The sequence below is a fragment of the Noviherbaspirillum sp. genome (assembly GCF_035254865.1).
Lineage (GTDB): Bacteria > Pseudomonadota > Gammaproteobacteria > Burkholderiales > Burkholderiaceae_D > Noviherbaspirillum.
This window is the reverse complement of record NZ_DATFAF010000075.1, coordinates 225526-242112: the sequence shown is the minus strand read 5'-3', so window position 1 is coordinate 242112 and position 16587 is coordinate 225526. Positions and strand designations below refer to the sequence as shown.

Annotated in this window: 11 protein-coding genes; 3 read left to right on the top strand and 8 right to left on the bottom strand. The window is 59.7% G+C overall.

All coding sequences use genetic code 11. The annotated features are described in order from the left end of the window. Positions 1-52: 52 nt before the first annotated feature. The 6 genes from VJ651_RS18515 to VJ651_RS18490 all read right to left on the bottom strand — a co-directional run bounded on the left by VJ651_RS18515 (position 53) and on the right by VJ651_RS18490 (position 9614). A complete protein-coding gene (locus tag VJ651_RS18515) occupies positions 53-1012 on the bottom strand; it encodes a TAXI family TRAP transporter solute-binding subunit (RefSeq protein ID WP_414691354.1) in 960 nt (319 codons plus the stop codon). 281 nt (positions 1013-1293) lie between these two features. Continuing rightward, positions 1294-2148 carry a 2OG-Fe(II) oxygenase gene (locus VJ651_RS18510; RefSeq protein ID WP_324108852.1) on the bottom strand — a complete coding sequence of 285 codons (855 nt, stop codon included), beginning with the start codon at positions 2146-2148 and terminating at the stop codon, positions 1294-1296. A 191-nt stretch (positions 2149-2339) separates the two neighbouring features. Further along, positions 2340-3323 carry an ROK family protein gene (locus VJ651_RS18505; protein WP_324108851.1) on the bottom strand — a complete coding sequence of 328 codons (984 nt, stop codon included), beginning with the start codon at positions 3321-3323 and terminating at the stop codon, positions 2340-2342. Positions 3324-3409: 86 nt separating this feature from the next. After that, positions 3410-4189 carry a trehalose-phosphatase gene (gene otsB, locus VJ651_RS18500; protein ID WP_324108850.1) on the bottom strand — a complete coding sequence of 260 codons (780 nt, stop codon included), beginning with the start codon at positions 4187-4189 and terminating at the stop codon, positions 3410-3412. 2 nt (positions 4190-4191) lie between these two features. Further along, the gene (locus VJ651_RS18495) at positions 4192-6447 is read right to left on the bottom strand and encodes a trehalose-6-phosphate synthase (protein WP_324108849.1); all 2256 of its coding nucleotides are present in this window, start codon (positions 6445-6447) and stop codon (positions 4192-4194) included. 476 nt (positions 6448-6923) lie between these two features. After that, entirely contained in the window at positions 6924-9614 is a 2691-nt protein-coding gene (locus tag VJ651_RS18490; protein ID WP_324108848.1) for a sensor domain-containing phosphodiesterase, read from the bottom strand. 311 nt (positions 9615-9925) lie between these two features. Here VJ651_RS18490 and ppnN point away from each other — a divergent pair, with 311 nt between their 5' ends. Continuing rightward, the gene (ppnN, locus tag VJ651_RS18485; RefSeq protein WP_324108847.1) at positions 9926-11296 is read left to right on the top strand and encodes a nucleotide 5'-monophosphate nucleosidase PpnN; all 1371 of its coding nucleotides are present in this window, start codon (positions 9926-9928) and stop codon (positions 11294-11296) included. Between the two features lie 46 nt (positions 11297-11342). Here the strand turns inward: ppnN and VJ651_RS18480 are convergent, their stop codons facing one another. Together VJ651_RS18480 and VJ651_RS18475 are read right to left on the bottom strand one after the other, a co-directional pair. Beyond that, complete coding sequence (locus VJ651_RS18480) at positions 11343-13643, bottom strand: DUF1631 family protein (protein ID WP_324108846.1); 2301 nt, start codon at positions 13641-13643, stop codon at positions 11343-11345. A gap of 138 nt (positions 13644-13781) precedes the next feature. Beyond that, on the bottom strand, positions 13782-14498 hold the full coding sequence (locus VJ651_RS18475; RefSeq protein WP_324108845.1) for a 16S rRNA pseudouridine(516) synthase: 717 nt from the start codon (positions 14496-14498) through the stop codon (positions 13782-13784). A 121-nt stretch (positions 14499-14619) separates the two neighbouring features. On the opposite strand from VJ651_RS18475, the gene VJ651_RS18470 reads away from it, so the two are divergent. Then, positions 14620-15117: a hypothetical protein gene (locus tag VJ651_RS18470; RefSeq protein WP_324108844.1), complete on the top strand. Its 498-nt coding sequence runs from the start codon at positions 14620-14622 to the stop codon at positions 15115-15117. Further along, the gene (locus VJ651_RS18465; protein ID WP_324108843.1) at positions 15114-16451 is read left to right on the top strand and encodes a GAF domain-containing protein; all 1338 of its coding nucleotides are present in this window, start codon (positions 15114-15116) and stop codon (positions 16449-16451) included. The genes VJ651_RS18470 and VJ651_RS18465 overlap by 4 nt, the downstream gene beginning before the upstream one ends. Positions 16452-16587 lie beyond the last annotated feature (136 nt).

Here is a 16587-nt window from a genome sequence, read left to right as displayed (position 1 = left end):
GTATCGATGCGGGTCGGCGCACGCGCCGCCCGCATTCTTTAGTGCTTGTGTATTACTTGATCACGCCGACTTCACGATAGTACTTTTCCGCGCCGGGATGCAGGGGAACCGGCATGCCGATGGTGGCGGCCTCTCTCCGGATCGACTTGGCGGCGGCATGCGCGGCCAGCAGCTGATCGAGGTTCTCGAACATGGACTTGGTCATCTTGTAGACCGTGTCGGCGGGAACGCCTTCGTGGGTCACAAGGAAGTTCTGCACATAAGCTGTCGGTACGGCAGCGGTCTGGCCCTCGTAAGTATTGGCCGGCACCACGCCGGACTGATAAGCCGGATCGCCCACCTTCAGCACAACCTCGCGCGGAACCGGCACGATCACCATCTTGATCGAGGTGGCGAGGTCACGCAGGGAGGACACGCCCAGGCCAGCCGATTGCAGGGTTGCGTCGAGCTGGCGGTTCTTCATCAACTCCACCGATTCCCCGAACGGCAGGTATTCGACCTTGGCAAAATCGCTGTAGCTCAGGCCGGCAGCCTTGAAGATGGCGCGTGCATTGAGTTCGGTGCCGGATTTCGGCGCACCGACGGAAATGCGCTTGCCCTTGAGGTCAGCCAGCGTCTTGATGCCTGAATCGGCGGACGCCACGATTTGAATATAGTTCGGATAAATGCCGGCCACGCCACGCAGTTTTTTCAGCGGCGCATTGAAGCCGGCTTCCTTGTCGCCCTTGTATGCGTCGGACAGGGAATCACCCAGCGTAAAGGCAATTTCGCCACGTCCGGCTTGCAGCAGGTTCAGGTTTTCGGCGGACGCCTTGGTCGCCTGCACCGACACCTTGGCATTCGGAATCGCCTTGCTGTAGATCTGCGACAGCGCCACGCCCATCGGGTAATACACCCCGCTCGTGCCGCCGGTCAGGACATTGATGAACTGCTGTTGCGCCTGGGCCGGGCCCGCAGCGAGCAGTGCAACACCGGCCAACGTCAACATGCGACGTATGAACATGAATTTCATCCTCATCTCCTATTTGATTTATAACGAGGCAAATGCCTTCCTCATTGTATTAGCACTCGGCGTGCCATGTGTATCGACACTGCAAAAGCGTGCTAAGCCGTTGAAAACGTGCATGTTTTTAATTTACTTCAGAGAAGGGGAATTGCGTGATGGATGGAAATCCGGAATAACTTCCCTGTCGATGTGCGAAAAACGTGACGACTTGAGGAGCGAGGAAAGGCGGGAGGGGAAGGACGGCGGAGCAGCGAATGTGCTCCACGCGGTAGTTTTTCAGCAGCCTGCTAGCGGTATTCGCGCTCGCGCAGCCACTTGGTGGCGATGAACTTCACGCCTTTTTCAACCGGCTCGCCGGCGTGCAGGGTTTTCTGGTCCGGCGTGCCATACGGGTCCGTATTGGCAAAGAACACCGAACAGCCTTTCTTCGGTTGCACCTGCAAACCCAGATTGGGAAAAGAAGTGCCGCCGCCCTGCTCCACGTCGCTCAGGTAGGTCACGATGGTCCCGACACGTTGCCCGCCGCGCTCCAGGTGCTTGCGCGGCCCGGGCAATGCCGGATCGAACCAGTCGAAGTGGGGACGGTATTCGTTGCCTTTTTCATAGCGCAGCAGTTGCATGCCCTCGCCATTCTCCACCGGCCAGTGCACAAGCGCGGCCAGCCGCGCCTCGATACGTGCCACCAGTTCCGTTTCGCCCCGCTGCAGCATCGCGCCGCGGCTGGTGCGGTAGGCGGTCACCTCATTGCTGCCGTCCTTGTCCGCCACCACGGGCGAGCGCTCCAGGCGCTGCTCGCCGTAGCGGATCAGCAGATCGCATTCTTCGTGGCTCAGCACATTGCCGAGCAGGACAATGCGCGGCGCCTTCAGGCTGAACAAGACCTCGACGGCCTGCTCGCCCAGCTGGATGGTATTGCTGCTGGTATCGACTTCCGGCATCGGCTGCCGTTGCGGGCGGGCTGCCGGCATGCGCGATGTCCGCCGCGCTTCCTCGATCGCCGCCTGCGCCAGTCGCGCGTCGAACTTGCCGTCGCGGACCATGACATGCGCCATGCTGCCCCGCTCGCAGGATCGAGCAAGGTTGTCCCTGATCCAGATCTGCCATTCCTGCGGCAGGCTTGCCAATGGAGACGCCATCATCATGCAATAAGTCCTTGAAAATCAGTCAATGAAATCCACACGCGGTACTTGACTAGAATGCTAGACGCGGCCGCAGCACCGTAATTGCTATGGCGCAAGGAATCGGCAAAAGTTCCTTGCGCAAGGATAACTTGCGCAAAGATTGGCGCTAATTACCGGAAAATGGCCAGACTGGATTGATTCGAAGACAAGATTTAGCTGGCGAGCTTTTGCCATGGCTGGGTCGCCCGCCACGGCGCGATCCATTCTTCGGGGATGATGAGACTGAGCGCACCGATGTCCGCCACCAGACTGCCCAAGGCGGCGGTCGTGACGGAAACGCCGCTGGTCAATGCCGGAAACCGTCTTTCGATTTCTTCAAGAACGATGGGAGCAAGCCAGTCGCCGTGATGCAACCAGACGCTGCCGCCGACGGCAAACCGGCGCGTATCGAGCGTCGCCGTCAAGTTGTACAAGGCGCGGCCGAACCACTGCGCGGCTTCGGCGGCAATCTCGCGTGCCTGCTCGTCGCCGTCGCGCGCCGCGCGAAACAGCTCCGAAGTCGAGGTGTTCAGCCGCCGGCCGACATTGCGGCCGGATATCAGGCCCTCGAGGTCGCCCCGATTGCCGCATCCGCAGAGTGCATCCATCTGCTCGGTCATCAGCATGTGTCCGGCATGGCCGGCGTTGCCGTGCTTGCCATGCAGGATATGCCCATCCACACAAAGGCCGAAGCCGATGCCGGTGCTCCAGGTCACGTACACGCAATCGTTCTCGCCCTGCAAGGCGCCAAAGGTCCGTTCGGCGGCGAGCGCCGCGACGCAATCATTCTCAATGACCAGCTTGTCGAAACGTTCGCGCAGCACCTGTTCCAGCGGGATTACATTCCAGTCGTTCGGCAGGTCGACAGCCGCGGTGTGGCCTCCGCAAAGATTTGGTGTGGACAGGCCGAGAAACCCGTGCTCGCGCACGAAGGGCCCGCAGGAAGCGATGCCGGCGATTTTCACCGCGGCGGGGTCCACACCTGCCTGCGCGCAAGCCTCATTTATCAGTGAGATCGCCTGGTCGGGAAGCGCCCGCACCGGCCCGCTCTTCACGGTCGGCCTGGTGACCCGTGCAAGCGGTCCTTCCGGCCCGGCCACGATGGCCGCAATCTTTGTTCCGCCGATGTCGATCGCACCGATATGTGTCGCGTTCATCACAACCTCAACAATTCGTAAAAAAAAAATGACCTCTTATTGGTCTATCGGTCGTCAGTCGTCGCCATGTCGCCGCCTTGTCGTCCCTATCCCAGCCAGTTGCGCGCGCCGGTCGACTGCAGCCTTTCGATAAGCTGCGTCAGGACCAGCGCCATATCGCGCAGATGGGGCAGGTAAAAATCGGCTGCGCTGCTTGCGTCCTGTTCGACCCTGACCGACAAAACGTTTTCGCGCCGCATGCGGAACACGTCCTCATCGGTCACGTCATCGCCAATATACAGCGCGCTGCGCGCATTGCTGACCTGCATCAACTGAACCAGCGCATCGCCTTTGTGGCGGGCATCCGGCGCAAGCAGGTTAAGTACAAACTTTCCTTCGACCACGCGCGGAGAAGGTTCCAGCCTCGCCACGGAGGCCGCGAGTTGCTCGCACGCTGCGGCAGGATCCTGCGCCAGACGGTAGTGCACGGAAAGCGAGTAGCGCTTGTCTTCCAGGCTGATGCCCGGATCCATGTTGTGCAAGGCGTCCGCGAGTTGGGCATGCCAGCGTCGGCACTGCGCTTCGTGTTCGGCGGCATACGACTCCCAGCCGGGAACGCCTTCGATGCCGTGATTGCCGACCAGGAAATCCGGCGTGAAGCCGACGCGCTCCCGGATGTCTTGCAGCGAGCGGCCGGTGATGATTGCCACCGGCGCGTAGTCCGACAATCGCAGCAGGTGCTCGCGCATCTCCTCCGGCAGACGCGCCTCGCTCGGCGTCTTCACAATCGGTGCCAGCGTGCCGTCGAAGTCGAACGCGCACAACAGGCCCGGCCGCGCGATCTCGGCCAGGCGCGACATTCCGCTCTCGGAAAACAGCAGTTCCATGCTCATACCACCCGGCGCAAGGATTTGCGGCTGTGCGAGCGGATCTTGGTGGTAATCCGTTCGCGCTGCCGCAGGCGTGCCGCGTCGAGCAGCATGCGGCCTGCCCAGCGATAGATGTTGAAGTCTTTTACCAGCGCCCGCATGCTGCGCATGCGTTCGCGCTGCTCGACTTCAGGCATGGTGACAGCGCGGTACAAGGCATCGGCGCTCTGCTCGATATGATAGGGATTGACTACCAGCGCTTCATGCAATTCGCGCGCCGCGCCCGTGAACTGACTCAGCACGAGAACGCCGCGTTCATCGTCGCGTGCCGCGATGAATTCCTTCGCAACCAGATTCATGCCGTCGTGCAGGCTGGTCACCATGCACACATCCGCCGCGCGGTAGTACCGATTCACTTGTTCCGAATCGTGATGCTCGGCCTTCAGGATGATCGGCTGATAATTGCCGCTGGAGAAGCGGCTGTTGACGCGTTGCACCAGCATGCGCACGCGCGCCTCGAAGTTCTGATACTCGTCGAGCGAGGATCGTGTGGGCGCGGCGATCTGGATCATGGTGAATTTGCCGACGAGATTTGGGTGCAGTTCCAGCATGCGTTCGACCGCCTGAAAACGTTCCACAATCCCCTTGGTGTAATCGAGCCGGTCCACGCCAACCGCCAGCAGATGGTCGAGCGACATGCCGTGCTCCTCGCGAATCGATGACCTGCATTCGGACACGCTTGGCTGCACGATGTTGGGCTCCGGCCAGGCAATCGAAATCGGGTACGGCTCTACCTGGGTCAGCTTGCCGCCATAGGAAATGGTCGAAGATTCATACTCGATGCGCGTCTCCAGGTAGCGGTCCACGGTTTCAAGGAAATTCTTGCAATGAAACGGCGTGTGGAAGCCGAGAATGGTGCTGCCCAGCAGCCCTTCGAGAATTTCTTCACGCCAGGGGCAGATGCCGAAGGATTCGGGATTCGGCCAGGGAATGTGCCAGAAAGTGATGATGGTCGCCTTGGGCAGCACCTCGCGCACCATGCGCGGCAGCAAGGCAAAGTGGTAGTCCTGCACCAGCACGACCGGATCATCGGTATGTGCTTCCTTGACCACGGCATCGGCAAAACGCTGATTGACCGCGACATACTGCTCCCAGTCCGAGGAACGGAACACAGGCCGCACATGCGCGATATGGCATAGCGGCCACAAACCTTCATTCGCAAAGCCGTAGTAGTAGCCCTGCTCTTCCTCTTTGCTCAGCCACACCCGGCGCAAGGTATAGGAGGGATTGCCAGGCGGGACGGGAACCCGGTCGTTGCGGTCGACGCTCTCGCGATCGGCGGAACCGCTGCCGTGCGCGATCCATGTGCCGGAGCAGGCGCGCATCACCGGCTCGACCGCCGTCACCAGCCCGCTGGCCGGCCGTTGCACTTCGATGCCCTTGCGAGTGCGCGAATGCAGGTACGGCTCGCGATTGGAGACCACCAGGATTTCGTCGCCGGCCAGTTCTTCGTGCAACAGCGCGCGCAGTTTTTCCGGCGTCCATAAATGCGTGACGTCGTCACGCGTATGGCGTTCCATATTCAACTGGCGCAGCAGCACGCGCAGATCGCCCTCCAGCGGCCGCACTTCCGGCGGAGTCGACCGCTGCTGCGGACGCGGCCCGATCTCGCCGCGCAGAATGCTCTTGACCGACGAGATCCAGTCGCGCCAGCTCAGATGCGCCACCACCACGGTGATCAGCGAAATCACGACCGCCATCATGGCAAACAGCACGATGATGTATTTCTTGGTATCGGCGCTGCGCTTCTCGATGAAGCTCATGTCGTGCACCAGGATCAGCTTGCCAAGATACTGGCCATCGCCCTCCAGCAGGCTCTCGGAAACATGCAGCGAACCCTGCGGAAACGTCACCAGGGACGGCGTCTTGCCGCCCTTTTCCTGGCCCATGTGGCAACCGAGCGAAGGTGGATAGGTAACCGTCTTGTAAAGCAACTTGCCGCCCGGATCGCAGAACCCGATGGCGTACAGCCGTTCATCGCGCAAGGCGCGTTCGAACAACTGGCTGATCTTTTTTTCCGACCTCTGCGGAACATACTCAAGCAGCGGATCCTGCAAGGCATTCGCGAGCGATTGCGAACGTGCATCAAGATCCCGTATGAACCAGTGCAAAGTCAGGTTATCCACCAGCGGAACCACCGCATACGCGAACAAGCCAAGCACCAGTGCAAGAGGCAATACAAACCGCAATGAAAGACGGAATAATCGAAATGGCATAGCCTCTCCCATTCTTACCGACGCGGTGCGCGAGAAATTCCCGCGCGACCACGCGTATGAGCCCTAACAGGCTGTTGAAAAACGTAGCGAGCGGGCCGAGATTTGGGTCGAGGAGCGCAAGCGTACAAGCGGTACGCAGAGCGCCGCAGACCCAAAAATCGGTCCGCGCAGTAGTTTTTCAACCGCCTGCCAAAGCCAGTTTTTTTCGGAACCGACAATACGATGAACCGGAGCAGCACAAGGCTCTCTTCCGGCAGGAATCGATACCGCACGAGGACGGTCGACGTTGAAGGAGACATCTGGGATGTCAAATGTACGAGGGGCAACAAGCAGTGCCCTTTGTCCGCAATGTGTCTTTATCAAACTTAAATAAAAGATCATGAAATGCCGCAATAGTTCCTGCCTTGATTGCGCTTCTCGACGAAGGCTGCGATAGGGAAATTTATCGCTGCGGGCATTTGATGGATGCGAGGAAATCAATGCAGGTCGAGCGCGTCCTTGCCTTTCAGAAGCAGCGTCAATTCGTCGATCGGCAAGGCGCGGCTGAACAGGAAACCTTGCATTTCATCGCAACCGTTCTCACGCAGAAACGCCAACTGCTCCTGGCTGGAAACGCCCTCCGCAATCACGCTCATGCCAAGGCTGTGTCCCAGCGAAATGATGGCGCGGGCAATGATGGCATCGTTCGGATCGGCACCGATATCCCGCACGAAAGATTGATCGATCTTCAACCGATCGACCGGGAAGCGTTGCAGATAACCGAGACTGGAATAGCCTGTGCCGAAATCGTCGATCGCAAGCCGCACACCCATTTCCTTGAGATCGTGCAGGATCTTGATGCCCTCCTGCGGATTTTGCATCACCAGGCTCTCGGTCAGTTCGAGTTCCAGATAGCGTGCATCGAGGCCGGATGTTTCGAGAGCCTGGCGCACCATTCCCACCAGCGATTCGCGCTCGAACTGGCGCACCGAGATATTCACCGCCACCCGCAAGGGCGGAAATCCGGCGTCCTGCAATGCCTTGCTCTGCGCACATGCGGTATACAGCGCCCATTCGCCGATCGGAACGATGAGCCCGGTCTCTTCCGCCAGCGGGATGAAGGCCGATGGCGGCACGACATTCCCGCCGGCCGGATACCAGCGCAGCAGCGCCTCCGCACCGACGATCTGGCCGCTTCGCAAATCCACCTTGGGTTGGTAATGCAATGCGAACTCGTTGTCCGCGAGTGCCTGGCGCAGTTTCGATTCCAGCGACAGCCGCTCCGTCACGCGCTTGTTCATCGCCGGCGTATAGAACTGGAAGTTGTTGCGACCGCGATCCTTGGCGCGGTACATCGCCGCATCCGCGTTCTTGAGCAGGGTGTCGACATCCTTTCCGTCCTTGGGATACGTGCTCAGCCCGATGCTGCAACTGACGTAGAGCTTGTGGCCCTCGATATTGAACGGCCGGCCGATGGTCTTCAGGATCCGATCCATGAGAACGGCGATGCTCTTTTCATCCTTCTGCCCCACCAGCACGAAGGCGAATTCATCGCCGCCATAACGCGCCACGGTATCCTGCCCGCGCAGGCAGGTCGCGAGGCGTTCTGCCACGCCCTTGAGCAGTTCGTCGCCGACGTTGTGCCCGAGGCTGTCGTTGATGAATTTGAAGTTGTCGAGATCCATGAAGCCGATCGTCACGAACGTGCCGCTTCGCTGCGCGGTCGCGATGGCCTGCAGAATCCTGTCTTTCAGCACGTTCCGGTTGGCGAGGGCGGTGAGCGAATCGAAATTGGCCTGGCGTTCAAGCTCCTTTTCGTAGCGCTTGACCTCCGTGATGTCATTGAGCACACCGACAAAATGGGTGACATTGCCATCCGGCCCGCGCACCGGCGCAATATGCACATCGTTCCAGAACAACTCGCCGTTCTTGCGGTAATTGCGCAGCAGGACCGAGCTTTCCTCACGATTGCGCACCGCGCGCCGGATGACCGCCACCCCCGCCTGATCCGTATCCCGGCCCTGAAGAAAGCGGCAATTCCATCCCACCACTTCGGCCACCGAGTAGCCGGTGATCCGCTCGAACGCGGGATTCGTGTACTCGATATTGCCGTCCAGGTCGGTAATGACAATGGCGTTGACGCTGGCCTGTATGGCCCGATTGCGCAGGCGCAGAGACTCCTCGGACTGGCGCCGTTGCGTAATGTCGAATCCCATGCCGGACACGCAGGCCTGGCCGTCGAGATCGATCTTGACGCCGCTGAAGTAGTAAGGAATTCTCTCGCCGCCGCGGGTAATCAGATCCGCCTCCAGCGATGCCTCGCCCTTGAGCAAGGCGCTCCGCATTCTTTCCTCTGCCAGATCCTTGTCCGCATCGCTTCCGAAGAAATCGCGCAGACTTGCCCTCGCCACTTCATCATGGCTATACCCGGTCACCCTCTCGAAGTTCCGGTTCCAGCGCAAGAACTTTCCTTCCTCGTCAAACACGTAGAAGATCCCGGGCAGGCTGTCGATGATTGCCTGCGAGTGCGCCGCTTCCTTTCCCCTTTCATCGAATTGCGCCCTGAGGGTGGCATTCGCAATGTTCAGCGCCGCGGTCCGCTCTGCCACCCGGTTTTCGAGGTGTTTGTGCGACAAGCGCAGTTGCTGCTGGGTGCGATCGCGCTCCCGTACCGTGCGCTCCAGCGTATCGAGGCTCTTTCTCAGTTCGAGCTGTGCCACCACCTCGCGCCCGAGAATGCGCAAGGCCTGCAACTGCTCGTGTGTCAAAACGCGCGGCACATTGTCGAGCACGCCCAGGGTGCCGACCGCAAAACCATCATGTGTGATCAGAGGTGCACCGGCATAGAAGCGGATGAACGGCGAGCCGGTAACCAGGGGATTGTCGATGAAACGCGCATCCTTTTGCGCGTCGTTTACGATAAACAGGTCGCGTTGCTTGATTGCATAGTTGCAAAATGAAATTTCACGCGGCGTCTCGTCGACACTGATGCCGATCTTGGCCTTGAACCATTGCCGGTTCTGGTCAATGAGCGTGATAACCGCCATTGGCGTGTCGCAGATATTGGCCGCCAGCGTCGTGATATCGTCGAACTGCTGCTCGGGTGCCGTATCCAGAATGCGGTATTGATTGAGCGCCTCGAGGCGCATGCGCTCGCTCGCGTCATCGGACCGGATCTTCTGCGTCATTTCCTCTGCCTGGCCTTCGAATGGAATGGTGTTCAGGGGAAGTCGACTGCTTGACTTCGCCGGACAAGAAACGCGTTATCACTTGATACATTCTGGATTCGACGCAGCCGCACCGGAAACGTTCTCCCCTTCGCCCCGTTCTGACCGGTCGCGCCGTGCGTTCCGGCAAGCCAATATCGCTTTATGCCGTCGCGCAATGTCCACAAGGGCAGGCAGTGTGTATACTCATACCATTACTTTTTCGCGCAAGTTGAATGCCGAGAGCGCCAAAGCGGGCTGCCGGAGGCATGCAACAGGAATTTCTACACTCTATGGATCATCAAGTCGTCGACACCCAAATCTCCCCCGAAGGCCGCCTGGACATCCTCTCCAAGTCCGAAGTCGCAAAATTGCTCGATACCAGCCACGGCGGCTTGTATAACATATTCCGGAACTGTTCCCTTGCAGTACTCAATTGCGGCAGCCCCTTGGATGACGGCAAGGAATTGCTCGATCGCTACAAGTCATTCGAAATCAGCATCATCCAGCGCGAGCGCGGCATCAAGCTTGACATCAAGGGAGCGCCGGCCATCGCCTTCGTGGACGGCAAGATGATCAAGGGTATCCACGAACATCTGTTTGCCGTTCTGCGCGACGTCATCTACGTCAATGACGAGATCCACGACAATCCGAAGTTCGACCTCACCAAGTCCGAAGGCGTGACCGATTCGGTCTTCCACATCTTGCGCAACGCCGATGTGCTCACGCCGATGATCAATCCAAACCTTGTCGTGTGCTGGGGTGGACATTCGATTTCGCGCGAGGAATACGACTATTCGAAGAAGGTAGGCTACGAACTCGGCCTGCGTGGCCTCGACATCTGCACCGGCTGCGGCCCGGGAGCGATGAAAGGCCCGATGAAAGGCGCGACCATATCCCATTCCAAGCAGCGCATCATCAATGGCCGCTATCTCGGCCTGACCGAGCCGGGCATCATTGCGGCGGAATCGCCGAACCCGATCGTCAACGACCTGGTGATCCTTCCCGATATCGAAAAGCGCCTCGAAGCCTTCGTGCGTGTCGGGCACGGTATTGTCGTCTTTCCCGGCGGCGCCGGAACGGCCGAGGAAATCCTGTACATCCTGGGTATCCTGCTGCACCCCGACAACGCCAGGCTGCCCTTCCCGCTCATCTTCAGCGGCCCGGTCAGCGCCAAGGACTATTTCGAACAGATCGATCACTTCATCGGCGAAACGCTCGGGCCGGAAGCGCAGCAGCGCTACAAAATCATCATCAACGATCCCGCCAAGGTCGCGCAGGAAATGTATGCGGGAATCAAGACAGTGCGCGAATTCCGCAAGGAGACCACTGACGCCTACTACTTCAACTGGCGGCTGAAAATCGACCACGAGTTCCAGATGCCGTTCATCCCGACGCACGAGAACATGCGCAATCTCCACCTGCAGAAGAACCAGGAGCGGCACTTGCTCGCGGCCAATCTGCGTCGCGCGTTTTCAGGCGTGGTGGCGGGCAATGTCAAGGATCAGGGCATTCGCGCGATCGAGCAGTACGGTCGATTCGAAATTCATGGCGAGAAGAGCATCATGGATCCGATGGACGCCTTGCTGGCATCCTTCGTCGCGCAGCATCGCATGAAGCTGCCGGGCAAGAAATACAATCCCTGCTACCGGATCGTCAAATAGAGAGGAAGCTCGCCGATGGTGCTGCGGGCGTCGACGAGCGGTGAAGTTAGAGAACGGTGTCGCCGATGCTGCCCGCGCCGAACAGGAGCGATTCCACGGCCCGCTCGAACACCGGCGCGTATTCGACCGGAACGACTTCCTCGTTATTCAATGCCTCCAGCAGCGAAGCAAAGGTAAAGAGCACAAGACTCGCATCGCGCTCCTTCTTGAACAGATAGAGCGAGCGATGCGTGCTGACCCAGACCAGCTGGCCCGGCAGCATGGTGCCGTCTGGAGCGCTGAACTCGACACGCGTGCCGAGCAAGTAGGTTTGTGCGAGAAATTCCCTGTCGGCGGCAGATGTGGCGGGCGAATTCACGCCGACGTTGAGCTGGGCCTGCACCCCGAATCGGGCAAAGATATCCTCGATCACCGAGGCGCGCGGCTGGGGCGGTTCGCTCAAGCCCCACGATGCGCGATCCCAGCTCACCATCAAGCGTGAAAACGCCTGACGCAAATCTTCCAGGCTCGGCATCTCCTTGCTGCCGCCCTGCGCTCCCCGCAATACCTGCGTGTGCAAGGCCACCAGCTGGTCCAGTATCTGCGCGCTTTCATCGTCGGGCAACTGAATCAGCACCAGCGCTTCGCGCAAGCGCTTCACCAGTTGCGGAAGCAGCCGCATCAGCGCGCTGCGCTCCTGCGGATTCTGCTTTTCCTGAATGCTCCACAGCAGATCAGGCAGAACGTCGCGATATTGCTGGAACAGGCTGTCGGTCTGCTCGGGCGGAATCTGCTTTTCGAGATCGCGCCACGATGCATGGACCAGCACATGCGGCCAGATATTAATGATGAGGTCGGAGATGCGTTTGTCCGCGTTCAGCGGCAACAACACGTCGCACAGGGAATTGGTGGTGTTGCTCAGCAGGACGCTGAATTTCTCCGAGGCTTCCACTGCTTCGATGCCGCGCGTCGTCTGGCTGTCGTCCTGCCGCAGATGCTCGGTGAGGAAGTGTTCGAATTCCTGTGCGCTGATGGCAAAAATCGTCGTGCTGGTTTCGAATTCTTCCAGAATCTTGCGAACGATCCGGTCAATTTCCGCCGCGAGATTCTTTCCTGTCGCCGACGTCGTATCGGCCGACACCGCAGCCGAGCTCATCCGGTTCAGCAACTGCCGCGCCGGATGTTCTTCGTCATGCATCAGATCCGGTTCCAGGATCGCAGCCTTCAGGATCGGGATCTGCAAACGTCCGATCAGCGTACGCAACTCCGCCGGAATCTGCTCGTCCTCGAGAATGAACTCGAACAGCATGGACACCACTTCCACCGTCATGCGCTCCATGGTGGATGCGTTGTCCAGATTGATCTTCTCGCGCAGCGCCGACAATTGATTCTTGCCCGACTCCATGCCTTCGCCGATCGCTTGTCCGACCGCTTCCATCCTCTGGAATTTATTGAGCTGACTGACAAGCGGATTGCTCGCCGCGCCAGACAACCCATCGCCGCCCTGAGTTCCATGCGTCCTGGAAGGATTGAACATCTTCCTGATGAAATCCTGCACGGAGGCGGGTTGTTCCCCGGCAGCCGCGTCGGTGCCGCCCTTCGCCTCGGACTGCATTGTTTCGGACAAGCGTTGCAGACCGGGGACAATGCGCGCATTAAGGTGCTCAGGCATTCCGGCACCGCCCGGCGGAGCGCCGAAATAGCGCTGGTGATGTGCCGCCCTCGACCGCTGCGCATGAAACCTGCCGCGCATGCCGGCTGACTCGAAGACATCCCGAATCGCGCTGTAATAGCCCGGCAGGTGCTGAATCATCGCGTTCGACAGATGGTCGAACAAGAGCTTTGCCTTGGCATCGTCGGCGCTTTCCCGGATCGCCTCATACAACGCGCGTGCCAGCAGATACGGACGAAAGGGATTTTCGCGCTCGCGCGCCTCGTGCTGTCCGTGCATCTGGCCGATGATCACGTTGAGCCGACCGATCGCCTCCTCGTTGGCTTCGCGCATGCGCTCGGTCAGCCGCCCGACTTCAATCTGATGATTGACGACTTCATCGTCGATCAGCGACAACTCGTCGGCAGACAGCTTGCGCATGCCCGAGCGCAGATCGACATACATGGTCTGCAATGCACGTTCGAGGTAATTGCGGAACAGCACGTCGATGCGCCGCAGAAAAACATTGCCCTCCTGGCGCAGAAAATGCCGGACGGAGGTCAGCGCCGTCTGATCCAGCCCGGACTTTGCCGCCAGTAGCAGATCGACAATCCCTTTGTCGGCATCCTGCATGGTGCGCTGCACAACGGCGAGGAAGCCGAACAGTGCCTTGTCCTTCGCGGAGTGGATGAGACGCTTGTATTCTGTGTCTGCCATACCTGTCGTGGTTCAACGGATCGTTGAGCAATATATTAGCTGCAAATCATATCCCAGCAGGAACAAGAATGTGCATAAGGAGCAGCAATTTATACGCCGAACTTCATCCAAGTCATGAAGTATGCGCGAGGCTGATGCTCACTCCGGAACAAGGAGTTCAAGCTCCGGCTTGTCAAGATAGCACCACTCTCCCACATCGAGGTCGAGCATGTCCAGCGTCAGTTTGCCGATCGCGCTGCGGCGCAGGGCAACGCAATGATTGCCTGCGGCGGCCAGCATGCGCTTGACCTGATGGTATTTTCCCTGCTCGAGAACGATCTCGATACTGTACTCATCGAGGCGGCGGCAAGAGCTCGCGGCAAGCGGTGCGGGTTCATCATGCAGTTGAACGCCTGCCAGTAGCTGCTCCACCAGCGCGTCGGTCACCGGCCCATCGGTTGTGGCGACATACAGTTTGGGAACGTGGCGTTTTGGAGACGATTGCGCATGGATAAAGGCGCCGTCGTCGGACATCAGCAACAGGCCGGTGGTGTCATGGTCGAGCCGTCCGACCGGCTGCACGTCGCGCCAGGTGAATTGCTCCGGAAGCAGTGTCAGCACGCCCGGATGATGGCTCGGCTTGCGTGAGCATTCATAGTTCGCCGGCTTGTTCAGTGCAAGGTAGACGTGCTCGCGGACCAGCCATTCCTCGCCGAACACGGCGAATGCAAGACCATCAGTTTCAAAACTTGCGCGATAGTCGGTCACGGTTTCGCCGCCAACTGCGACCTCTCCGTCCTCGATCAGGCTGCGGCACCATTTTCTCGTGCCGAAACCCTGCGTCTGCAATATGCGATCCAATGTCAATTTACTCATGGCGAAACTCTATCAGAAGGTGAGCTGCCGCGTGACGCGTTCTGCATTCGACGCTATGATTTGTGCAAGCAAAATGACATTGCCGGATTTTTAACGTTCAGCGCAATATTTCCACATTTTCATGCCATCCTCTTCCGAACCGCTTATCGATGCCGACCATGCCGACTTCATGCAGCGCGGCGTCGGGATCGGCGTCGCGGCCTGCGACAGCCACAATATCCCGACCCTGGCGCGCGCCATCGGATGCCGTGTGTCGCCGGATCGCCGCAGCATCACTGTCTTCATCTCTGCGACACAAGCTGCCCCGGTACTGAAATGCGTGCGTGACAACGGCGCGATTGCCGTTGTCTTCAGTGAACCGTCGACGCATCGTACCGTGCAGGTGAAAGGCAAGGATGTCGTCGTCGGAGGGCTCGTCGAGGGCGACCAGGAAATCCTCGCGGACTATCGCACCGCGTTCATGCGGCAGGTTTCGCCGCTCGGCCACGCCGAAGTCCTGGTCGGCACCCTCCTTACACGTCCGTCCGCCGACATCGTCAGCCTGAGCTTCACACCGTACGCGGCATTTTCGCAGACGCCCGGGCCGAAAGCCGGCGAACCTCTGCAGAGGCAGCCATGACGATCAAGGTCGATGCGATTCGCGAATGCCTCGAAGGCGTGATTCCCGGCACGGTGGCCACCGCGTCGCCGGACGGCACGCCGAATATCGCGTACCTGTCGCAGGTGCAGTTCGTGGACAGCGACCACGTCGCGCTCTCCTACCAGTTCTTCAACAAGACGCGCCAGAACATCATGGTCAATCCGCGCGCCGCGCTGGTCGTGACCAGTCCGCTGACAGCCGCGCAATATCGGCTTTCGCTCGAATACCTGCGCACTGAAACCTCCGGCCCGCTGTTCGAGAGCATGAAGGCCAAGCTGGCGGGCATCGCCTCGCATACCGGCATGAGCGGCGTGTTCCGCCTGCTCGGCTCCGATGTATTTCACGTGCTTGATATCGAGCGCCTGCCCGGCGAATCCCTGCCCGCACCACCGCCGCAACACAATCTGCTGGCCGCGCTGCGGACATGCACCGAGCGGCTGGCGTCCTGCACTGACCTGGAGAAGCTGCTATCGGAAACCCTGTCCTGCCTCGACCGCCAGTTCGGCATCCATCACACCATGGTGCTGATGCTCGATGAGGCAAGCCAGCGCCTGTACACGGTGGCCAGCCAGGGCTACGAGGAATCCGGCGTCGGCTCCGAAATCCCTCTCGGGCAAGGCGTGATCGGCGTGGCCGCGCGCGAAGGTACGCCGATACGCATCGGCCATATGAATTCCGAATACGCATACAGCCGCGCGATCCGCGAAAGCACGGCGCACAGCGATTGGGCCGGCGCGCTGGAAACCGAGATTCCGCTGCCGGGCCTGCGCGAGTCGCGCAGCCAGCTCGCGGTGCCCATCCGCGCATCGCAGCGCCTGCTTGGCGTGCTCTATGTCGAAAGCCCACGCGACCTGCGTTTCACGTACGACGATGAGGATGCGCTGGTCAGCCTGGCGGGTCAGCTCGGCATGGCGATGCATCTGTTGCAGCAGGCTGCAGAAAGCAGCGAGGATGCGCCGTCCGCGTCCGCAGATCCTGCCCCGACCAAGGGATTGCCGCTGGTGATTCGCCACTTTCCGGAAAACGACAGCGTATTTCTTGGCGACGATTATCTGATCAAGGGCGTTGCCGGTTCGATCTTCTGGACCTTACTGCGCGATTACGCCGACAAGCAACGTACCGAATTCACCAACCGCGAACTGCGCCTGGATTCCCGCGTGCGACTGCCCGACGTGAGCGACAACCTGGAGGCCCGCCTGATCCTGCTCGGCAAGCGCTTGATTGAACGCAATGCCGCGATCCGGATCGAGAAAACAGGGCGCGGTCGTTTCCGCCTGCGTGTGGATCGTCCGATACGCCTGTCCGAAGCCTGATTCATCCGCATGCCGCCCGCACCTTTTTCCCCGCAGTTTCCCTTCCGTTGCCTGCAGGTTGTTGAAATCCGGACAGGATTTCGCCGGCAGGCACCCGGCAATTCCTAAAACTTCATTCAATAAATCTTAAAAAAAT

Coding starts and splice junctions, on each gene's coding strand:
- VJ651_RS18515 (WP_414691354.1), bottom strand. CDS start 1,012: ATGAAATTCATGTTCATACGTCGCATGTTGACGTTGGCCGGTGTTGCA.
- VJ651_RS18510 (WP_324108852.1), bottom strand. CDS start 2,148: ATGATGATGGCGTCTCCATTGGCAAGCCTGCCGCAGGAATGGCAGATC.
- VJ651_RS18505 (WP_324108851.1), bottom strand. CDS start 3,323: ATGAACGCGACACATATCGGTGCGATCGACATCGGCGGAACAAAGATT.
- otsB (WP_324108850.1), bottom strand. CDS start 4,189: ATGGAACTGCTGTTTTCCGAGAGCGGAATGTCGCGCCTGGCCGAGATC.
- VJ651_RS18495 (WP_324108849.1), bottom strand. CDS start 6,447: ATGCCATTTCGATTATTCCGTCTTTCATTGCGGTTTGTATTGCCTCTT.
- VJ651_RS18490 (WP_324108848.1), bottom strand. CDS start 9,614: ATGACGCAGAAGATCCGGTCCGATGACGCGAGCGAGCGCATGCGCCTC.
- ppnN (WP_324108847.1), top strand. CDS start 9,926: ATGGATCATCAAGTCGTCGACACCCAAATCTCCCCCGAAGGCCGCCTG.
- VJ651_RS18480 (WP_324108846.1), bottom strand. CDS start 13,643: ATGGCAGACACAGAATACAAGCGTCTCATCCACTCCGCGAAGGACAAG.
- VJ651_RS18475 (WP_324108845.1), bottom strand. CDS start 14,498: ATGAGTAAATTGACATTGGATCGCATATTGCAGACGCAGGGTTTCGGC.
- VJ651_RS18470 (WP_324108844.1), top strand. CDS start 14,620: ATGCCATCCTCTTCCGAACCGCTTATCGATGCCGACCATGCCGACTTC.
- VJ651_RS18465 (WP_324108843.1), top strand. CDS start 15,114: ATGACGATCAAGGTCGATGCGATTCGCGAATGCCTCGAAGGCGTGATT.